Source organism: Pseudomonas sp. LPB0260 (genome assembly GCF_013388395.1).
Map to the genome: position 1 here is coordinate 1,800,382 of NZ_CP058247.1, position 18,738 is coordinate 1,819,119.

Below are 18,738 nucleotides of genomic sequence, written 5' to 3' on the forward strand. Positions count from 1 at the left end.
AACGTATGGGGTTGGCTATGCGCATAGGCGCGCGTTTCATCGCGGTAGGGGTGGTAATGGCGGCGTTCGCCGCCGAGGTTTTTGCCGCTTCGGATGTACGCAGCGTCCGGCTGTGGCGGGCCCCGGATAACACCCGCCTGGTCTTCGACCTGTCCGGGCCGGTGCAGCACAGCGTATTCACCCTCAGCGCCCCGGAGCGCATCGTCATCGATGTCAGCGGTGCCAAACTGGCCACCCAGTTCGACCAGCTGGCCCTGAGCAATACGCCGATCACCGGCGTGCGCTCGGCCCAGCGCACCGCCGATGACCTGCGCGTGGTGATCGACCTGGCGGCGCCGGTCACGCCGAAGAGCTTCACCCTGGCGCCGAACCAGCAATACGGCCATCGCCTGGTCGTCGACCTGTACGACCAGGAATCCGGCGCAGCGCCCAGCCTGCCCTCGACTGCGACCGCCAGCAGCGCGCCGGTGCCGGTCACGCCGACCCAGGCGCCGCCTAAGCCCACCCCGGTGCCCGGGGGAAAGCGCGACATTGTCATCGCCATCGACGCCGGCCACGGTGGTGAAGATCCGGGCGCCTTGTCGCCGGTCAAGGGCCAGTACGAGAAGCATGTAACCCTGGCCATCGCCAAGGAACTGCAACGGCAGATCAATGCCGAGAAGGGGTTCCGCGCCGAGCTGGTGCGCACCGGCGACTACTTCATCCCCCTGCGCCGGCGCACCGAGATCGCCCGCAAGAAGGGCGCCGACCTGTTCGTCTCCATCCATGCCGATGCGGCTCCGCGGGCCTCGGCTTCGGGCGCGTCGGTGTATGCCCTTTCGGACCGCGGCGCTACTTCGGAGACGGCGCGTTGGCTGGCCGACTCGGAGAACCAGTCGGACCTGATCGGCGGTGCCGGCAACGTCAGCCTCGACGACAAGGACAAGATGCTCGCCAGCGTGCTGCTGGATTTGTCGATGACCGCCTCGCTGTCTTCGAGTCTGAACGTCGGGCAGAAGGTGCTGAGCAACATGGGGCAGATCACCCATCTGCACAAGCGTCGGGTCGAACAGGCCGGCTTCATGGTGCTGAAGTCGCCGGATATTCCGTCGATCCTGGTTGAGACGGGCTTCATCTCCAATCCCGGCGAGGCACGCAAGCTGGCCACCTCGAGCTATCAGCAGGCTATGTCGCGCTCGATCCTCACCGGGGTGCGGCAGTTCTTCCAGCAGAATCCGCCGCCGGGCACCTACATCGCTTGGCTGCGTGACAACGGCAAGATCGCCCAGGGGCCGCGCGAGCACGTGGTCAGCTCCGGCGAGAGCCTGGCCCTGATCGCCCAGCGCTACCAGATCAGCCTGGCCGCCCTGCGCAGTGCCAATGCCCTGCGTTCCGACCTGATCCAGGCCGGGCAGACCCTGCAGATTCCGGCCACCGCGCTGGCGGCCCAGCCATGAGTGGCGCGGCGCGCATCCAGCTGCTCAGTCCGCGGCTGGCCAACCAGATCGCCGCCGGCGAGGTGGTCGAGCGGCCGGCCTCGGTGATCAAGGAGTTGCTGGAGAACAGCCTGGACTCCGGCGCCCGGCGCATCGAGGTGGACGTCGAGCAGGGCGGCATCAAGCTGCTGCGCGTGCGCGACGATGGCAGCGGCATCGCCCCGGACGACCTGCCCCTGGCGCTGGCGCGCCACGCCACCAGCAAGATTCGCGAGCTGGACGATCTCGAGCAGGTCATGAGCCTGGGCTTTCGTGGCGAGGCCCTGGCCTCGATCAGCTCGGTCGCCCGCCTGACCCTGACCTCGCGCACCGCAGGCGCCGAGCAGGCCTGGCAGGTGGAGACCGAGGGGCGCGACATGCAGCCGCGGGTGCAGCCGGCGGCGCATCCGGTCGGCACCACGGTGGAGGTGCGCGACCTGTTCTTCAATACCCCGGCGCGGCGCAAGTTCCTGCGCACCGAGAAGACCGAGTTCGAACACCTGCAGGAGGTCATCAAACGCCTGGCCCTGGCGCGCTTCGACGTGGCCTTCCATCTGCGTCACAACGGCAAGGCGGTGCTGGCGCTGCATGAGGCCAATGACGAAGTGGGTCGCGCGCGCCGGGTCGCCGCCGTCTGCGGGCCGGCCTTTCTCGAGCAGGCGCTGCCGATCGAGATCGAACGCAACGGCCTGCACCTGTGGGGCTGGGTCGGGCTGCCGACCTTCTCGCGCAGCCAGGCCGACCTGCAGTATTTCTATGTCAATGGGCGGATGATCCGCGACAAACTGGTCGCCCACGCGGTGCGTCAGGCCTATCGCGACGTGCTGTTCAATGGTCGGCACCCGACCTTCGTGCTGTTCCTGGACATCGACCCGGCGGTGGTCGACGTCAACGTGCACCCGACCAAGCACGAGGTGCGGTTTCGCGACAGCCGCATGGTTCACGATTTCCTCTACGGCACCCTGCATCGCTCGCTGGGCGAGGTGAGGCCCGAGGATCAGCTGGCGGCGCCGGCGGCGGTCGACGCCGTGGTACGCCCGAGCGGCCAGGCGGCGGGCGAGTTCGGCCCCCAGGGGGAGATCGGCTTGGCCGCCAGCACGCTGGAGCGTCCGCAGGGGGCTTCCGTGTGGCAATCGGCGGGCGCCGGCTACCAGGCGCCGCGGTCCGAGCCGGCATTGCCGGCGGCCGAGGCGCGCGGCGCCTATCGCGAGTATTTCGCGCCACTGCCGTCGGCTTCGGCGCCTGCCGGACTGCCCGAGAGTCAGGGCGAGGTGCCGCCGCTCGGTTATGCGATTGCCCAGCTCAAGGGCGTGTACATCCTCGCCGAGAACGTCCAGGGCCTGGTGCTGGTCGACATGCATGCGGCCCATGAGCGCATCACCTACGAGCGGCTCAAGATCGCCATGGCCAGCGAGGGCTTGCGCAGCCAGCCGCTGCTGGTGCCCGAGTCGCTGGCCGTCAGTCAGCGCGAGGCCGACTGCGCCGAGGAGCACGCGGCCTGGTTCCAGCGCCTGGGCTTCGAGCTGCAGCGCCTCGGCCCGGAGAGTCTGGCGATCCGGCAGATCCCCGCGTTGCTCAAACAGGCCGAGGCGACCCAGCTGGTCCGCGACGTGCTGGCCGACCTGCTCGAATACGGCAGCAGCGACCGGATTCAGGCGCATCTCAACGAGTTGCTCGGCACCATGGCCTGCCATGGTGCGGTGCGTGCCAACCGCCGTCTGAGCCTGCCGGAGATGAATGCGTTGCTGCGCGACATGGAGCACACCGAGCGCAGCGGCCAGTGCAATCACGGCCGGCCGACCTGGACGCAGCTGGGCATGGACGAACTCGACAAGCTGTTCCTGCGTGGTCGCTAGGTGGCCGCGCCACACTGAAAAGGGTTGACCATGTCTGAGCGCCTGCCGCCGGCGATATTCCTGATGGGGCCGACCGCGGCCGGCAAGACCGACCTGGCCCTGGAGCTGGCGCGGGTGTTGCCCTGCGAGCTGATCAGCGTCGACTCGGCGTTGATCTATCGCGGCATGGACATCGGTACCGCCAAGCCAGACAAGGCCGTGCTGGCCGAATTCCCCCACCGTCTGATCGATATCCGCGACCCGGCCGAAAGCTACTCGGCGGCGGAGTTCCGCGACGACGCCCTGGCGGCGATGGCGCAGATCACCGCGCAGGGGCGCATTCCCCTGCTGGTCGGCGGCACCATGATGTACTACAAGACACTGCTCGAAGGCCTGGCCGATATGCCCAGTGCCGATCCGCAGCTGCGCGCCGAGCTGGAGGCGCGCGGCCAGGCCGAGGGGTGGGCGGCGTTGCATCGGGAGCTGCAGGCCGTGGACCCGGAGTCGGCGGCGCGCATCCATCCCAACGATCCGCAACGCCTGACCCGGGCGCTGGAGGTCTATCGCCTGAGCGGTCTGACGATGACCGCCCATCGTCGGCGTCAGGCGGCGCAAATTCCTGGCGGCGGAGGGCCCGCGGCGGGGCAATTCCCCTATACTGTGGCGCAGTTGGCCATCGCGCCGGCAGAGCGACAGGTGCTGCACGCGCGGATCGCGCAACGTTTTCAGTCGATGTTGGAACACGGCTTCGTCGCAGAGGTCGAAGGCCTGCGTCGGCGAAGTGACTTGCACGCCGGGTTGCCGTCTATACGGGCGGTGGGTTATCGCCAGGTCTGGGAATATCTGGATGGCAACCTGAGTGAGGCGCAGATGCGCGAGCGCGGCATCATCGCCACGCGCCAGCTGGCCAAGCGGCAGTTCACCTGGCTGCGCGGCTGGGATGACGTGCACTGGCTGGACAGCCTGGCTTGCGACAATCTGCCGCGCGCCTTGAAATACCTGGCATCGGTCTCCATATTGGCCTGAGACCTTGCCATGGGCGGTCTATCCTTGGGGGGTAGACTGCTTGAAGCCGTTCGTTGGTTTATTAAAAATTATTGTTTTTTGACCTTTATAGGAGTGCGGCACATGTCAAAAGGGCATTCGCTACAAGACCCTTACCTCAATACCCTGCGTAAGGAACGCGTCCCGGTTTCCATCTACCTGGTCAACGGCATCAAGCTGCAGGGTCAGATCGAGTCCTTCGACCAGTTTGTGATTCTGCTGAAGAACACTGTCAGCCAGATGGTCTACAAACATGCCATTTCCACCGTGGTGCCGAGCCGCCCGGTACGTCTGCCGAGTGCTTCAGAGTCCGAGCAGGTTGAAGCCGAGCCTGGCAACGCCTGATTAGGGGGCTGCATTGTTCTTCGAGCGCCATGAAGGTGGTGAACGGGCCATCCTGGTTCATCTGGAAGGCCAAGACTCCGAGGCGCGCGAAGATCCGCAAGAGTTTCAGGAGCTGGCCCTCTCGGCCGGCGCTGATGCGGTGGCTTTTCTTAGCGTCCCGAGCAACAGGCTGACCGCCAAGTACCTGATCGGCAGCGGCAAGGTCGAAGAGTTGCGCGACCTGGTCAAGGCTGCCGAAGCCGATCTGGTGATCTTCAATCACGTCCTCACGCCCAGTCAGGAACGCAACCTCGAGCGCGTCTTCGAGTGTCGGGTGCTCGATCGTACCGGGTTGATTCTCGATATCTTCGCCCAGCGCGCGCGTACCCATGAGGGCAAGCTGCAGGTCGAGCTGGCCCAGCTGGATCACATGAGTACGCGCCTGGTGCGCGGCTGGACGCACCTGGAGCGGCAGAAGGGCGGTATCGGTCTGCGTGGTCCGGGTGAAACCCAGCTGGAGACCGACCGGCGTCTGTTGCGGGTGCGTATTCGCCAGATCAAGCAGAAGCTGGAGAAGGTACGCAGCCAGCGTGAGCAAGCCCGGCGTGGGCGCAAGCGGGCGGACATTCCCTCGGTGTCGCTGGTTGGTTATACCAACGCCGGCAAGTCGACCCTGTTCAATGCCCTGACGACCTCGGAGGTCTACGCCGCCGACCAGTTGTTCGCCACCCTCGATCCGACCTTGCGCCGTCTGGAGCTGGATGACCTCGGCCCGATCGTCCTGGCCGACACGGTGGGCTTCATTCGCCATCTGCCGCACAAACTGGTCGAGGCGTTTCGCGCAACCCTGGAGGAGTCGAGCAATTCCGACCTGCTGTTACATGTGATCGATGCCCATGAGCCTGAGCGCATGGCGCAGATCGAGCAGGTGGTCGCGGTGCTGGGCGAGATTGGCGCCCAGGAACTGCCTATGCTTGAGGTGTATAACAAATTGGATCTGCTCGAAGGCGTCGAGCCGCAGATCCAGCGTGATGCCGATGGGCGGCCGCAGCGGGTCTGGCTGTCGGCTCGCGACGGGCGGGGCCTGCCGTTGCTGGAGCAGGCGATTGCCGAGCTGTTGGGCAATGATCTGTTCGTCGGCACATTGTGCCTGCCCCAGCGTCTGGGCCGCCTGCGCGCCCAGTTCTTCGCGTTGGGGGCGGTGCAGAGCGAGGGACATGCCGAGGATGGCAGCAGCTTGCTGGCGGTGCGACTGCCGCGCGTCGAGCTGAATCGACTGGTCAGTCGGGAGGGCCTGCAGCCGCAGGACTTTCTCGAGCAACACACTTTGCAATAAAGCCTGCACCAGCGGCTTTGCCGCTGATGGTGGGCATTCGGTAGCATTGGCCGACGCGCCGTGGGTGCGTCTTTGCTTTATCAGTATGGAGAGCGCTATGGCTTGGAATGAGCCGGGTGGCAACTCGAACAATCAGGATCCTTGGGGTGGACGCCGTGGTGGCGACCGCAAGGGGCCGCCGGATCTCGATGAGGCCTTCCGCAAGCTGCAGGAGAGCCTGAACGGCTTGTTCGGTGGCGGTAAGCAACGTGGCAGCGGTGATGGCTCCGGCAAGAGTGGCGGCTTCGGCCTGCTGTTCGTCGGCCTCGGTCTGCTGGCGCTGGTCTGGCTGTACAGCGCGATCTACGTGGTCGACGAGCAGGAGCAGGCGGTGGTGCTGCGCTTCGGCAAGTACTACGAGACAGTCGGTCCGGGCCTGAACATCTATTTCCCGCCGATCGATCGCAAGTTCCAGGAGAACGTCACCCGTGAGCGTGCCTACAGCAAGCAGGGGCAGATGCTCACCGAGGACGAGAACATCATCGAGGTGCCGCTGACCGTGCAGTACAAGATCAGCAACCTGCAGGACTTCGTGCTCAATGTCGATCAGCCGGAGATCAGCCTGCAGCATGCGACCGACAGTGCCGTGCGCCATGTGGTTGGCTCCACCGAGATGGACCAGGTGCTGACCGAAGGTCGTGAGTTGCTGGCCAGCGAGGTCAAGGAGCGCCTGCAGCGCTTCCTCGACACCTATCGCACCGGCATCCTGGTGACCCAGGTCAACGTGCAGAGCGCCGCGGCGCCGCGTGAGGTGCAGGAAGCGTTCGACGACGTGATCCGTGCCCGTGAGGACGAGCAGCGCGAGAAGAACCTGGCGGAAACCTATGCCAATGGCGTGGTTCCCGAGGCGCGCGGTCAGGCTCAGCGCATGATCGAGGATGCCAGTGGTTATCGCGACGAGGTGATCTCCCGCGCCCAGGGTGAGGCGGACCGCTTCAGCAAGCTGGTCGCCGAGTATCGCAAGGCGCCCGAGGTGACGCGCGAGCGTCTGTACCTGGACACCATGCAGGAGATGATGGGTAACACCAGCAAGGTCCTGGTCACCGGTGGCGAGGGCCAGAGCAACCTGCTCTACCTGCCGCTGGACAAGATGATCGATGGCCGCAGCAGTGCGGCGCCGAGCGCCATTTCGGGTGCTGGTGTCGGCGACCTGGGGTCGCGCATGAGTACGAGTGGTCAGCGTCAGCCTGAGCTGCGCACGAGGGAGAGCCGCTGATGAGCAATAAATCGCTGATCGCCCTGATCGTCGGCGTCGTGCTGGCGATCGTCGCCTGGAACAGTTTCTATATCGTTGCGCAAACCGAGCGTGCGGTGCTGTTGCAGTTCGGTCGGATCGTCGAGCCGGATGTGAAGCCTGGCCTGCACGTGAAGATTCCGTACGTCAATCAGGTGCGCAAGTTCGATGGCCGCCTGCTGACGCTCGATTCCAGCAGCTCACGCTTCCTGACCCTGGAGAAGAAGGCGCTGATGGTCGATGCGTTCGCCAAGTGGCGGGTGCTCGATGCCGAGGCCTACTACACCGCCACCTCGGGGATGAAGCAGATCGCCGACGAGCGCCTGGCGCGTCGTCTGGAGGCTTCGCTGCGGGACCAGTTCGGTAAGCGGACCCTGCACGAGTCGGTGTCCGGCGAGCGCGATGCGCTGATGGCGGACGTCACGGCTTCGCTGAACCGCGCGGCGCAGAACGAACTGGGTATCGAAGTGGTCGATGTGCGGGTCAAGACCATCGACCTGCCGAAGGAAGTCAACCGCAGCGTGTTCGACCGCATGAGCTCGGAGCGTGAGCGTGAGGCCCGCGAGCACCGCGCCAAGGGTAAGGAGCTGGCCGAGGGTATTCGCGCCGACGCCGACCGCCAGCGCCGGGTGCTGCTGGCTGAAGCCTATCGCGAGGCGGAAGAGCTGCGCGGTGATGGCGATGCCCAGGCAGCGGCCATCTACGCCGAGGCTTATGGTCAGGATCAGGAGTTCTACTCCTTCTACCGCAGTCTGCGGGCCTACCGTGAAAGCTTCGCGGAAAAGAGCGATGTGCTGGTGCTGGACCCGAAGAGCGACTTCTTCCGTTACCTGGAGAAGTCCAAGCCCTGAGGCCGACCCCCGACGGCCGCCAGGCGGTCGTCGGGGTGACCATCGCGCAAAACGTGATATGATGCGGCAGCCGGGAAAATCCCGGCTTTTTTGCGTCTGTGGGAATCATGTGGCAGGAACTGGGCATCGCGATTTGTCTCGTGCTGGTGCTGGAAGGCATCCTGCCCTTCCTCTATCCGCGCCAATGGCGTGGAGCGGTCGCGCAGCTGATACGGCTGTCGGATCGACGACTGCGTCTGATGGGGCTGGCCAGCATGCTGCTGGGAACGGCTCTCCTTTATTTGCTTCACTGATGGCTTGTGCCGCCCGGATCGAGAGGGGAATGGCGAAATGGCAACGGTAGACCGCTGGCTACTGCCAGATGGCATCGAAGAAGTACTGCCGCCGGAAGCGGCGCGCATCGAAGTCGCGCGCCGTCAGGTGCTGGATCTGTTCCAGCGCTGGGGCTATGAATTCGTGGTGACGCCGCATATCGAGTACCTGGAGTCGCTGCTTACCGGCGCCGGCCAGGACCTGGACCTGCGCACCTTCAAGGTGACCGACCCGCTGTCGGGGCGGCAGATGGGCTTTCGCGCCGACATCACGCCGCAGGTGGCGCGCATCGACGCCCATACCCTGCGTCGCGAGGGGCCGAGTCGTCTGTGCTACGCCGGCAGTGTGCTGCATGCCCAGCCGCGTGCGCTGACCACTTCGCGCAGCCCGATCCAGCTCGGCGCCGAGCTGTACGGCGACGCCAGCCCGGCCAGCGACGTCGAGGTCATCAGCCTGCTGGTGGACACCCTCGAGCTGGCCGTGGTGCCGGACGTGCACATGGACCTCGGCCATGTCGGCATCTATCGCGGCCTGGCGCGCGCCGCCGGGTTGTCCGGCGAGATCGAGCAGCAGCTGTTCGATGCGCTGCAGCGCAAGGCCGTGGATGAAATCGCCGCGCTGACCGAGTCGCTGCCGGCGCCTATGGCCAAGATGCTGCGCGCCCTGGCCGAGCTGTGTGGTGGCCGCGAAGTGCTGGACCTGGCGCAGGCCTGTCTGGTCGAGGCTCCGGACGAGGTGCATGCCGCGCTGGACGAGCTGCTGGCGATCGCCGATGCGCTGAGCTTGCGCTATCCGGAATTGCCGCTGTACTTCGACCTGGGCGAGCTGCGCGGCTATCACTATCACACCGGCGTGGTGTTCGCCGCGTTCGTCCCCGGCGTCGGTCAGTCGATCGCCCAGGGCGGCCGGTATGACGATATCGGCGCCGACTTCGGTCGCGCGCGCCCGGCGACCGGTTTCTCCACCGACCTGAAGACCCTGGTCAGCTTGGGGCAGATGCCGCTCGGCGAGCAGCCGGCCGGTATCTGGGCGCCGGACAACCATGATGTATTTCTGTGGCAGGCGGTGCAGCGACTGCGCGGCGAGGGTTCGCGCGTGGTGCAGGCCTTGCCTGGCCAGGAATTGAGCGATGCGCATGAGGCTGGCTGCGATCGCCAGTTGCTGCTGCGCGATGGCCGTTGGCAGGTGGCGCCGCTGGCGCCCTGAATCGTTTCCGCCGGCTGCGGTCGGCATCAAGCTTGCGCGAAGAGGACAAGTGTTATGGGTAAGAATGTCGTAGTCCTGGGCACCCAGTGGGGCGATGAGGGCAAGGGCAAGATCGTCGACCTGCTGACCGAGCAGGCCGCCGCGGTGGTGCGTTATCAGGGCGGGCACAATGCCGGCCATACCCTGGTGATCAACGGGGAGAAGACCGTGCTGCACCTGATCCCCTCGGGGATCCTGCGTGAGGGCGTCGAGTGCCTGATCGGCAACGGCGTGGTGGTCGCGCCCGATGCGCTGATGCGCGAAATCACCAAGCTGGAAGAGAAGGGTGTGCCGGTGCGCGAGCGTCTGCGTATCAGCCCGTCCTGCCCGCTGATCCTGTCCTATCACGTGGCCCTCGACCAGGCGCGCGAGAAGGCCCGTGGCGACGCCAAGATCGGCACCACCGGCCGCGGTATCGGCCCGGCCTACGAGGACAAGGTGGCGCGTCGCGGTCTGCGTGTCGGCGACCTGTTCCATCGCGAGCGTTTCGCCGCCAAGCTCGGCGAGCTGCTGGATTACCACAACTTCGTCCTGCAGAACTTCTACAAGGAGCCGGCCATCGACTTCCAGAAGACTCTGGACGAGTGCATGGAATACGCCGAGCTGCTCAAGCCGATGATGGCCGATGTCACTGCGGTGCTGCATGAGCTGCGCCGTGCGGACAAGGACATCATGTTCGAGGGTGCCCAGGGCTCGCTGCTGGATATCGACCACGGCACCTATCCCTACGTGACCAGCTCGAATACCACCGCTGGTGGCATCGCCACCGGTTCCGGGTTCGGCCCGATGTACCTGGATTACATCCTCGGCATCACCAAGGCCTACACCACTCGGGTCGGTTCGGGTCCGTTCCCCACCGAGCTGTTCGACGACGTCGGCGCCTTCCTCGCCAAGCGTGGTCACGAGTTCGGCGCCACCACTGGTCGCGCCCGTCGCTGCGGTTGGTTCGACGCGGTGATCCTGCGTCGGGCAATCGAGATCAACAGCATCTCCGGTCTGTGCCTGACCAAGCTGGACGTGCTCGACGGCCTGGAGACCATCCGCATCTGCACCGGCTATAAGGATGCCGAGGGCCAGGTGCTGGTCGATGCGCCGACCGATGCCGACAGCTACCTCGGTCTGCAGCCGGTGTACGAGGAGGTGCCGGGCTGGAGCGAGTCGACCCTCGGCGCCAAGAGCCTGGATGAGCTGCCGGCCAATGCGCGCGCTTACATCAAGCGTGTCGAGGAGCTGGTCGGTGCGCCGATCGATATCATCTCCACCGGGCCGGACCGCAACGAGACCATCGTGCTGCGTCATCCATTCGCCTGATAGCGCGCACGCTGTCTGGAAAGGGTCGCCTCGTGCGGCCCTTTGTCGTTTCCGCGAGCCGATATGCTGCGCGGCTGTCCGGATTCAATTATTCCCGTAAGTCGCCGTTACAGTCTGTACGGTCTGAGAAGGAGCCCTGTCCGTGTCTGCCATCGTCTTGTTGCTGCGCAGCCGCCTGCTGCGTCCGGTGTTCCTGGCCTTGGGTGTCGCCTTGTTGGCGCAGGTCGTACTTGCGGTGCTGCTGACGCGATCGACCGTAGGGGCGCTGGTGGATGATCTTGGGGGGCGGCTGGGGTCCGATACCCAGCGTCTGTCGGCCGACCTCGAAGCGGCTGGACGGGAGGTGCAGGGCGGTCTGCAGGGGCTGTCCGTGCGCATGCAAGGCAGCCTCACCGATGGCCTGAAGCAGCGCCTGAGTGCCGAGCAGGATCAGGTGCGCGAGGCTCTGGGGCGTAACCTCAGACAGTCGGCCGATGACCAGGCGCAGCTGCTGGCTGCGGTGTCGCCTAAAGCCATCTGGGATGGCGACGTGCCGGCATTGACCGAGCTGTCGCGCATGGCCCATCGCAATCCAGGTGTGCTGTTTGCGGTCTATCTCGATGCCCAGGGCGAGCGCCTGACCCGGCATGTCAATCGGCAGGACCCGCGGGTCAAGGCGTTGATCGCCAAGGGGCAAGGGCGTGGTGCCCTGGACAAGCTGCTGAATGCCGCCGCCGGCGATGCGGGCGTGTATGTCGCCGAGGCGGCCATCAGCCCCATGGGCGAGGCGATCGGCAAGGTGGTGCTGGGTGTCTCGACCGTCGAGGTCGAGCAGGAGCTGGCGACCCTGGACCAGCGCTTCGCGGCGCTGATCGGCAGCAGTGGCCAGCTGGTGTCTACTGGTCTGAGTCAGGCGGCCGCCGACAGTGGCGCTGCCCTCGCGGCGCGCCTGGGCGGTGCGCAACAGGTGGCGCAGAGCATGAGTCAGAACAGCCGCCAGGCGATCGAGTCGGCCGCCGCCGAACTGCGCTGGAATATCGGTCTCGGGTTGGCCCTGGTCGGGCTGGGCATTCTTCTGGCGCTGGCCTTGGTGCTGGGGCGCCGGGTGGTCAGCAAGCTGCACACCCTGATCGGCGTGCTGAACGACTGGGCGGCGGGCGAAGGCGATTTGACCCGGAGGGTCGAGCTGGACAGTCGTGACGAGATTGGTGACATGGCGGCGGCGGTCAATCGCTTCGTCGCCAAGCTGCAGCCGATCGTGCGCGAGGCAGGAGAGGTGGCGGTGCAGACGAGCAAGGAGATTGCCGGGCTGGCGGCGCGCAGCGTTGCGGCGGAGGCGGCTGCCGGGCGTCAGCGCGATGAAGTGGCCGGCAGCCTGCAGGCCCTGGAGCGGATGGCGGACGAGGCGCAGGCGGAGAGTCAGGCCATGCAGGAGGCGCTGCGGCGCGTCGCGGCGATTCGCCAGGCGGCTGACGAGAACGCGGCCATCGCTACCCGGGTCGGAGGCTCCATCGAGGAGTTGGTGAGCCGGGTCGGTGACGGCGCGGCGGTGATCGAGCGCCTGGCGCGGCAGAGCGAGCAGATCGAGGTGGTGCTGACGGTGATCCATGGCATTGCCGAGCAGACCAATTTGCTGGCGCTGAATGCGGCGATCGAGGCGGCGCGCGCCGGGGAGAGTGGGCGCGGTTTCGCCGTGGTCGCCGACGAGGTGCGGGCCCTGGCGAGCAAGACGCAACAGTCGACCGGGGATATCCAGGCCCATATCGGCGCGCTCCAGGAGGGCGCCCGAGAGGCTGTCGGGGTGATCGCTCAGGCGGGGCAGCAAGCCGACAAGGGGTTGCTGGCGCTGCGCGAGAGTGCCCGCGTGCAACAGGCGGTGCAGGCCGCGGTGGAGGAGGTGCATGGCGCCATCAATGCGGCGACCCAGGCGGCGGCCCATCAGGCCGAGGGGGCGCAGGCGGTGCGCGGGCGAGTCGAGGTGATTCATGCCGAGGCGCAGCGTGCCGCCGAGGCGGTGGCCGCGACCGCGCAGAGCGGGCGAGTGCTGGATGGTCTGGCCGGGCGGCTGCGGGCCAGTCTGGGGCAGTTCCGCGTGTAGCGCGCTGTTCACTGCGCCGCGCTGGTGGCGCAGTGAGCGGGCAGGGGGTAAATGACAGGCATAAAAAAACCGAGCCGTTGGCTCGGTTTTTTGAAATTTGGTGCCCAGGAGAAGACTCGAACTTCCACGATCTTGCGATCACTGATACCTGAAACCAGCGCGTCTACCAATTCCGCCACCTGGGCACTGCTACAATGTTCATCGTCGCCGACACGGATCACTGCGTCCGTTTGTTACTCGCCGAACCTTAAGCTCGGTTTGAAAATGGTGCCCAGGAGAAGACTCGAACTTCCACGATCTTGCGATCACTGATACCTGAAACCAGCGCGTCTACCAATTCCGCCACCTGGGCACTGAAATCGATGATTGCTCATCTACTTCGTGTTACAACGTCTGCTCGACGCTGTGGGCGCGAACTATACGGTCGCTCTTGGGGCTTGTAAACCCCTAGGCGACAAGAAATTTTATTCTGCGCGCCGGGCTGACCCGAACCCTGGTTTCGCGCTTCAATAGACATATGGCAAACCGAAGTTATATAGAAAAGGTGAATCTCCTCTAATGGCCGATTGGCAATCCCTCGATCCCGAGGCCGCTCGTGAAGCGGAAAAATATGAAAACCCCATCCCCAGCCGCGAGCTGATCCTTCAGCATCTCGCCGAGCGCGGCGAGCCGGCTAACCGCGAGCAGCTGCTCGAAGAGTTCGGTCTCGACACCGATGAGCAGATCGAAGCCCTGCGCCGCCGCCTGCGCGCCATGGAGCGCGATGGTCAACTGATTTACACCCGCCGCGGCACCTACGCGCCGGTGGACAAGCTGGACCTGATTCTCGGTCGGGTCAGCGGTCATCGCGATGGTTTCGGCTTCCTCGTGCCGGACGACGGCAGTGATGACCTGTTCCTCAGTCCGGCGCAGATGCGCCTGGTATTCGATGGCGACCGCGCCCTGGCACGCGTCTCCGGCCTCGATCGGCGCGGGCGCCGCGAGGGGGCGATTGTCGAAGTGATCGCCCGCGCCCACGAGACCATCGTCGGGCGTTACTACGAAGAGAGCGGCATCGGCTTCGTGGTCGCCGACAACCCGAAGATCCAGCAGGAAGTGCTGGTCACCCCGGGTCGCAACGCCGGGGCCAAGCAGGGCCAGTTCGTCGAGGTGAAGATCACCCACTGGCCGACGCCGCGCTTCCAGCCCCAGGGCGACGTGCTCGAGGTGGTGGGTAACTACATGGCGCCGGGCATGGAGATCGATGTGGCCCTGCGCAGCTACGACATCCCGCACGTCTGGCCGGAGGCCGTGCTCAAGGAGGCGCGCAAGCTCAAGCCAGAGGTCGAGGAGAAGGACAAGGAGAAGCGCATCGATCTGCGCCACCTGCCGTTCGTCACCATCGATGGCGAGGACGCCCGCGACTTCGACGACGCGGTCTACTGCGAGAAGAGCGGTAGCAACTGGCGCCTGTTCTCTGGCGGCTGGAAGCTCTATGTGGCGATCGCCGACGTCTCCCACTATGTGAAGGTGGATTCGGCCCTGGACGCCGAGGCCCAGGTGCGCGGCAACTCGGTGTACTTCCCCGAGCGGGTGATCCCGATGCTGCCCGAGGAACTGTCCAACGGCCTGTGCTCGCTCAATCCGCAGGTCGACCGCCTGGCGATGGTTTGCGAGATCAGTATCTCCAAGACCGGCAAGATGACCGACTACTGCTTCTACGAAGCGGTCATCCATTCCCACGCACGACTGACCTACAACAAGGTCAGCGCCATGCTCGAGCAGCCCAAGAGCAGCGAAGGCAAGGCCCTACGTAGTGAGTACAAGGAGGTGCTGCCGCATCTCAAGCAGCTCTATTCGCTGTACCAGGTGCTGCTGGCGGCGCGTCATGAGCGCGGCGCCATCGACTTCGAGACCCAGGAAACCCGCATTATCTTCGGCGCCGGGCGCAAGATCGCGGAGATCCGCCCGACCCAGCGCAACGATGCGCACAAGCTGATCGAGGAGTGCATGCTGGCGGCCAACGTGGCCACCGCCGCGTTCATGCAGAAGCATGAGATTCCGGCGCTGTACCGGGTGCACGACGGTCCGCCGCCCGAGCGCCTGGAAAAGCTCAAGGCCTTCCTCACCGAGCTGGGGCTGTCGCTGCATCGTGGCAAGGCCAAGGAGGGGCCGTCGCCAAAGGACTACCAGGCCCTGCTCGAGAACATTCGCGAGCGCCCGGACTACCACCTGATCCAGACCGTGATGTTGCGCTCCCTGAGTCAGGCGGTGTACAGCGCTGATAACCACGGCCACTTCGGCCTGAATTACGACGCCTACGCCCACTTCACTTCGCCGATCCGCCGCTATCCGGATCTGCTGATCCATCGGGCGATCCGCAGCGTGATCCGCTCCAAGCAGGACACCCCCCACGTCAAGCGCGCTGGCGCGGTGAGCATGCCCAAGGCGCGTATCTATCCCTACGACGAGCCGACCCTGGAGCAGCTCGGCGAGCAGTGCTCGATGTCCGAGCGCCGCGCCGACGAGGCGACCCGCGATGTGGTGAACTGGCTCAAGTGCGAGTTCATGAAGGATCGGGTTGGCGAGACCTTCCCTGGGGTGATCACCGCGGTGACCGGCTTCGGCCTGTTCGTCGAGCTGACCGATATCTACGTCGAGGGCCTGGTGCATGTCACCGCGCTGCCCGGCGACTACTACCACTTCGATCCGGTGCACCACCGCCTGGCCGGCGAGCGCAGCGGGCGCAGTTTCCGCCTCGGCGACAGCGTCGCGGTCAAGGTCATGCGAGTCGACCTGGATGAGCGCAAGATCGACTTCGAACTGGTCGTGAGCGCCACTCCGGAGCCGGCCGGGCGCCGGCGTGGTGGCTTCGAGTCGGCCCCGGCCAAGGGTGGCCGCCGTGGCGAGCGCGCGGCGGCGGGCAACACCGACGTCGAGAAAAGTCGTGAGCTGAAGAAGGCCCTGCTGAGCGAATCCAAGTCCGCCAAGGGGCGCGCCGGCAAGGCCGAGGCGGGCAAGGGCGCCAAGCCCAGCAAGCACCGCAAGGGGCCGCCGAAGGCGGAGTCCGGCGGCAATGGAGGCGGGGCGCGCAAGCGTAAGGCGAAATCATGAGTCAGTTGGAAAAGATCTACGGCCTGCATGCCGTGGAGGCGTTGCTGCGTCACCACCCCAAGCGGGTGAAGCAGGTATGGCTGGCCGAAGGGCGCAGCGATCCGCGGGTGCAGGTCCTGGTCGAGCTGGCGGCGCAGGCGCGGGTCAGCGTCGGTCAGTGCGAGCGGCGCGAGATGGATGCCTGGGTTGAGGGCGTCCATCAGGGCGTGGTGGCTGATGTCAGCCCCAGTCAGGTATGGGGCGAGGCGATGCTCGAGGAGCTGCTCGATCGCGCCGAGGGGCCGCCGCTTTTGCTGGTGCTCGATGGCGTGACCGATCCGCACAACCTTGGCGCCTGCCTGCGCACCGCCGATGCCGCTGGCGCCCTGGCGGTGATCGTGCCCAAGGACAAGTCGGCGACGCTCAATGCCACGGTGCGCAAGGTCGCCTGTGGCGCAGCCGAGGTGGTGCCGCTGGTGGCTGTGACCAACCTCGCGCGCAGCCTGGAAAAGCTCCAGCAGCGCGGTCTGTGGGTGGTCGGCACCGCCGGCGAGGCCGAGCAGGAGCTGTACCAGCAGGACCTGACCGGGCCGACCGTGCTGATCATGGGCGCAGAAGGCAAGGGCATGCGCCGCCTGACCCGCGAGCATTGCGATTACCTGGTGCGCCTGCCGATGGCCGGCAGCGTCAGCAGCCTGAATGTCTCGGTCGCCACCGGCGTCTGCCTGTTCGAGGCGCTGCGCCAGCGCAGGGCCAAGGCGCCCAAGGCCTGAGGTCGCACCGCCCTGCTCGCGCGGGGCGGTAGCTATCGCGCTGTTCAAATAATCGCCAGTGCGCCTTGCTTGTGATGGGGGGCTTCTCTAGAATGGCGCCCCTTGTCGCTGCGGCAGGCGCCTTCGTGCCTTCCCGCCGGCAAGACCCACAGAGTCATTCACTCCTTGCCTGACCGCGCCACGTGGCAGGCTACAACCCGTAAGGAGCATTTATGCGTCATTACGAAATCATCTTTCTGGTTCACCCGGACCAGAGCGAGCAAGTCGGCGGCATGGTCGAGCGTTACACCAAGCTGATCGAAGAAGACGGCGGCAAGATCCACCGCCTGGAAGATTGGGGCCGTCGTCAGCTGGCTTACGCCATCAACAACGTCCACAAAGCACACTACGTGATGCTCAACGTCGAGTGCACCGGCAAGGCCCTGGCCGAGCTGGAAGACAACTTCCGTTACAACGATGCCGTGATCCGTAACCTGGTCATCCGTCGCGACGAAGCCGTTACCGGTCAGTCCGAGATGCTCAAGGCCGAAGAAAACCGCAGTGAGCGCCGCGAGCGTCGTGATCGTCCTGAAAACGCTGAGTCCAACGACAGCAGCGATGACAGCGACAGCAACGACAGCGACAACGCTGACGAGTAATCCACGGATCTATTGAGGAGCCAATCACATGGCACGTTTCTTCCGTCGTCGTAAATTCTGCCGTTTCACCGCTGAAGACGTGAAAGAGATCGATTTCAAAGATCTCAACACCCTGAAGGCCTACATCTCGGAAACCGGCAAGATCGTTCCTAGCCGTATCACCGGTACCAAGGCTCGTTATCAGCGTCAGCTGGCCACCGCTATCAAGCGCGCCCGCTTCCTGGCCCTGCTGCCCTACACCGACAGCCACGGCCGCTGAGATCGGACGCTCGACAAGTAGTAAGGGATAGAACGCATGCGCGCCTTGGCTGAATTCATCATGCGCGGCCGCATGCAGGCCACCCTGGTGGTGGTGGGATCTGCGGCGTTGCCGCTGCTGTTCTGGTTGAGTGCTGCCGCGGGAAGCCTGGTGCTTCTGCGGCGCGGTTCGAGTGATGCCCTGGGCATCCTCGCCTGGGCCCTGCTGCCGGCGATTGGCTGGTGGTATTTCGGTGAACCGCGCACCTTGTTGGTGTTGCTCGGTGCGCTGGGGCTGGCGTTGTTGTTGCGCGCCAGCCAGTCCTGGAATCGTGTGCTGCTGTGCAGCGTGGCATTGGGCCTGGTGTACGGGCTGGTCTTGGGGGCGGTGTTCCGCGAACCCATCGAGGCAATGGCGGGGGAGCTGCAGAAGCTCCTGCCGCAGATGCTCGATGGGGTTCACCAACAGATGTCGGTGGACGAGCGAGCGCGCCTGGAGAGCCTGATTGCACCGGTACTGACCGGATTGCTGGCAGCCTTGCTGCAGATCGTCAGCCTGCTGAGCCTGATGCTTGGGCGTTATTGGCAGGCGCTGTTGTACAACCCTGGTGGTTTCGGGCGCGAGTTTCGTGCCCTGCGACTGCCGCCGGCGCCGGCGATGTTGTTGCTGGTTGGCTTGCTGCTCGGCCCCAATCTCGGGCCGCAAATGGCAATGCTGACACCGCTGTGCAGCGTGCCGCTGGCGTTTGCCGGTATCGGCCTGTTGCACGGGCTGGTGGCGCAAGGGCGACTCGCCAAGTTCTGGCTGGTCGGGCTGTACATCACGCTGCTGTTGTTCATGCAGCTGACCTATCCGTTACTGGTGGTTCTGGCCATTGTCGACAGTCTGTTTGATTTTCGTGGTCGCTTTGCGCGCAAGCACGGCGCTGGCCCCACGGACGGTGAAGGTTAAAAGT

Annotated in this window: 16 protein-coding genes and 2 tRNA genes; 16 read left to right on the plus strand and 2 right to left on the minus strand. The window is 65.3% G+C overall.

Features of this window, described 5'->3' with window-relative positions:
• The first annotated feature begins 5 nt into the window (after positions 1-5).
• From LPB260_RS07880 to LPB260_RS07930, 11 genes are all read left to right on the plus strand, one after another.
• Entirely contained in the window at positions 6-1,436 is a 1,431-nt protein-coding gene (locus tag LPB260_RS07880) for an N-acetylmuramoyl-L-alanine amidase (RefSeq protein ID WP_371926122.1), read from the plus strand.
• The gene (gene mutL / locus LPB260_RS07885; protein WP_208708146.1) at positions 1,433-3,310 is read left to right on the plus strand and encodes a DNA mismatch repair endonuclease MutL; all 1,878 of its coding nucleotides are present in this window, start codon (positions 1,433-1,435) and stop codon (positions 3,308-3,310) included. Before LPB260_RS07880 ends, mutL begins: the two co-directional genes overlap by 4 nt.
• 30 nt (positions 3,311-3,340) lie before the next feature.
• Positions 3,341-4,315, plus strand: coding sequence for a tRNA (adenosine(37)-N6)-dimethylallyltransferase MiaA (gene miaA, locus LPB260_RS07890; protein ID WP_208708147.1), 975 nt, complete (start codon positions 3,341-3,343; stop codon positions 4,313-4,315).
• 102 nt (positions 4,316-4,417) lie between these two features.
• Positions 4,418-4,678, plus strand: coding sequence for an RNA chaperone Hfq (gene hfq, locus LPB260_RS07895; protein WP_208708148.1), 261 nt, complete (start codon positions 4,418-4,420; stop codon positions 4,676-4,678).
• A 13-nt stretch (positions 4,679-4,691) separates the two neighbouring features.
• Entirely contained in the window at positions 4,692-5,993 is a 1,302-nt protein-coding gene (hflX, locus tag LPB260_RS07900) for a ribosome rescue GTPase HflX (RefSeq protein WP_208708149.1), read from the plus strand.
• A gap of 97 nt (positions 5,994-6,090) precedes the next feature.
• Positions 6,091-7,248: an FtsH protease activity modulator HflK gene (gene hflK, locus LPB260_RS07905; protein ID WP_208708150.1), complete on the plus strand. Its 1,158-nt coding sequence runs from the start codon at positions 6,091-6,093 to the stop codon at positions 7,246-7,248.
• The gene (hflC, locus tag LPB260_RS07910; RefSeq protein WP_208708151.1) at positions 7,248-8,117 is read left to right on the plus strand and encodes a protease modulator HflC; all 870 of its coding nucleotides are present in this window, start codon (positions 7,248-7,250) and stop codon (positions 8,115-8,117) included. The genes hflK and hflC overlap by 1 nt, the downstream gene beginning before the upstream one ends.
• Positions 8,118-8,224: 107 nt before the next feature.
• The gene (locus LPB260_RS07915; RefSeq protein ID WP_208708152.1) at positions 8,225-8,410 is read left to right on the plus strand and encodes a DUF2065 family protein; all 186 of its coding nucleotides are present in this window, start codon (positions 8,225-8,227) and stop codon (positions 8,408-8,410) included.
• 37 nt (positions 8,411-8,447) lie between these two features.
• A complete protein-coding gene (locus LPB260_RS07920) occupies positions 8,448-9,635 on the plus strand; it encodes an ATP phosphoribosyltransferase regulatory subunit (RefSeq protein WP_208708153.1) in 1,188 nt (395 codons plus the stop codon).
• Positions 9,636-9,689: 54 nt separating this feature from the next.
• Positions 9,690-10,985: an adenylosuccinate synthase gene (locus tag LPB260_RS07925; protein WP_208708154.1), complete on the plus strand. Its 1,296-nt coding sequence runs from the start codon at positions 9,690-9,692 to the stop codon at positions 10,983-10,985.
• A 142-nt stretch (positions 10,986-11,127) separates the two neighbouring features.
• Positions 11,128-13,062 carry a methyl-accepting chemotaxis protein gene (locus LPB260_RS07930; RefSeq protein WP_208708155.1) on the plus strand — a complete coding sequence of 645 codons (1,935 nt, stop codon included), beginning with the start codon at positions 11,128-11,130 and terminating at the stop codon, positions 13,060-13,062.
• 98 nt (positions 13,063-13,160) lie between these two features.
• Here the strand turns inward: LPB260_RS07930 and LPB260_RS07935 are convergent.
• Positions 13,161-13,247, minus strand: a tRNA-Leu gene (locus LPB260_RS07935).
• Positions 13,248-13,327: 80 nt separating this feature from the next.
• A tRNA-Leu gene (locus tag LPB260_RS07940) sits at positions 13,328-13,414 on the minus strand.
• 206 nt (positions 13,415-13,620) lie between these two features.
• Here LPB260_RS07940 and rnr point away from each other — a divergent pair.
• The 5 genes from rnr to LPB260_RS07965 all read left to right on the plus strand — a co-directional run bounded on the left by rnr (position 13,621) and on the right by LPB260_RS07965 (position 18,734).
• Positions 13,621-16,155: a ribonuclease R gene (rnr, locus tag LPB260_RS07945; protein WP_208708156.1), complete on the plus strand. Its 2,535-nt coding sequence runs from the start codon at positions 13,621-13,623 to the stop codon at positions 16,153-16,155.
• Entirely contained in the window at positions 16,152-16,907 is a 756-nt protein-coding gene (gene rlmB / locus LPB260_RS07950; protein WP_208708157.1) for a 23S rRNA (guanosine(2251)-2'-O)-methyltransferase RlmB, read from the plus strand. Before rnr ends, rlmB begins: the two co-directional genes overlap by 4 nt.
• 212 nt (positions 16,908-17,119) lie before the next feature.
• On the plus strand, positions 17,120-17,545 hold the full coding sequence (rpsF, locus tag LPB260_RS07955; RefSeq protein ID WP_208708158.1) for a 30S ribosomal protein S6: 426 nt from the start codon (positions 17,120-17,122) through the stop codon (positions 17,543-17,545).
• 28 nt (positions 17,546-17,573) lie between these two features.
• A complete protein-coding gene (rpsR, locus tag LPB260_RS07960; RefSeq protein ID WP_003246847.1) occupies positions 17,574-17,804 on the plus strand; it encodes a 30S ribosomal protein S18 in 231 nt (76 codons plus the stop codon).
• A 36-nt stretch (positions 17,805-17,840) separates the two neighbouring features.
• Positions 17,841-18,734, plus strand: a complete 894-nt coding sequence (locus LPB260_RS07965; RefSeq protein WP_208708159.1) for a hypothetical protein — start codon at positions 17,841-17,843, stop codon at positions 18,732-18,734.
• The last annotated feature ends 4 nt before the right edge of the window (positions 18,735-18,738 follow it).

What these genes read in the sequence shown, in the direction of transcription:
- rnr (WP_208708156.1), top strand. Translation starts at nt 13,621, where the DNA reads ATGGCCGATTGGCAATCCCTCGATCCCGAGGCCGCTCGTGAAGCGGAA.
- LPB260_RS07965 (WP_208708159.1), top strand. Translation starts at nt 17,841, where the DNA reads ATGCGCGCCTTGGCTGAATTCATCATGCGCGGCCGCATGCAGGCCACC.
- hflK (WP_208708150.1), top strand. Translation starts at nt 6,091, where the DNA reads ATGGCTTGGAATGAGCCGGGTGGCAACTCGAACAATCAGGATCCTTGG.
- LPB260_RS07880 (WP_371926122.1), top strand. Translation starts at nt 6, where the DNA reads ATGGGGTTGGCTATGCGCATAGGCGCGCGTTTCATCGCGGTAGGGGTG.
- miaA (WP_208708147.1), top strand. Translation starts at nt 3,341, where the DNA reads ATGTCTGAGCGCCTGCCGCCGGCGATATTCCTGATGGGGCCGACCGCG.
- rpsR (WP_003246847.1), top strand. Translation starts at nt 17,574, where the DNA reads ATGGCACGTTTCTTCCGTCGTCGTAAATTCTGCCGTTTCACCGCTGAA.
- LPB260_RS07920 (WP_208708153.1), top strand. Translation starts at nt 8,448, where the DNA reads ATGGCAACGGTAGACCGCTGGCTACTGCCAGATGGCATCGAAGAAGTA.
- hfq (WP_208708148.1), top strand. Translation starts at nt 4,418, where the DNA reads ATGTCAAAAGGGCATTCGCTACAAGACCCTTACCTCAATACCCTGCGT.
- hflC (WP_208708151.1), top strand. Translation starts at nt 7,248, where the DNA reads ATGAGCAATAAATCGCTGATCGCCCTGATCGTCGGCGTCGTGCTGGCG.
- LPB260_RS07915 (WP_208708152.1), top strand. Translation starts at nt 8,225, where the DNA reads ATGTGGCAGGAACTGGGCATCGCGATTTGTCTCGTGCTGGTGCTGGAA.
- mutL (WP_208708146.1), top strand. Translation starts at nt 1,433, where the DNA reads ATGAGTGGCGCGGCGCGCATCCAGCTGCTCAGTCCGCGGCTGGCCAAC.
- rlmB (WP_208708157.1), top strand. Translation starts at nt 16,152, where the DNA reads ATGAGTCAGTTGGAAAAGATCTACGGCCTGCATGCCGTGGAGGCGTTG.
- LPB260_RS07925 (WP_208708154.1), top strand. Translation starts at nt 9,690, where the DNA reads ATGGGTAAGAATGTCGTAGTCCTGGGCACCCAGTGGGGCGATGAGGGC.
- rpsF (WP_208708158.1), top strand. Translation starts at nt 17,120, where the DNA reads ATGCGTCATTACGAAATCATCTTTCTGGTTCACCCGGACCAGAGCGAG.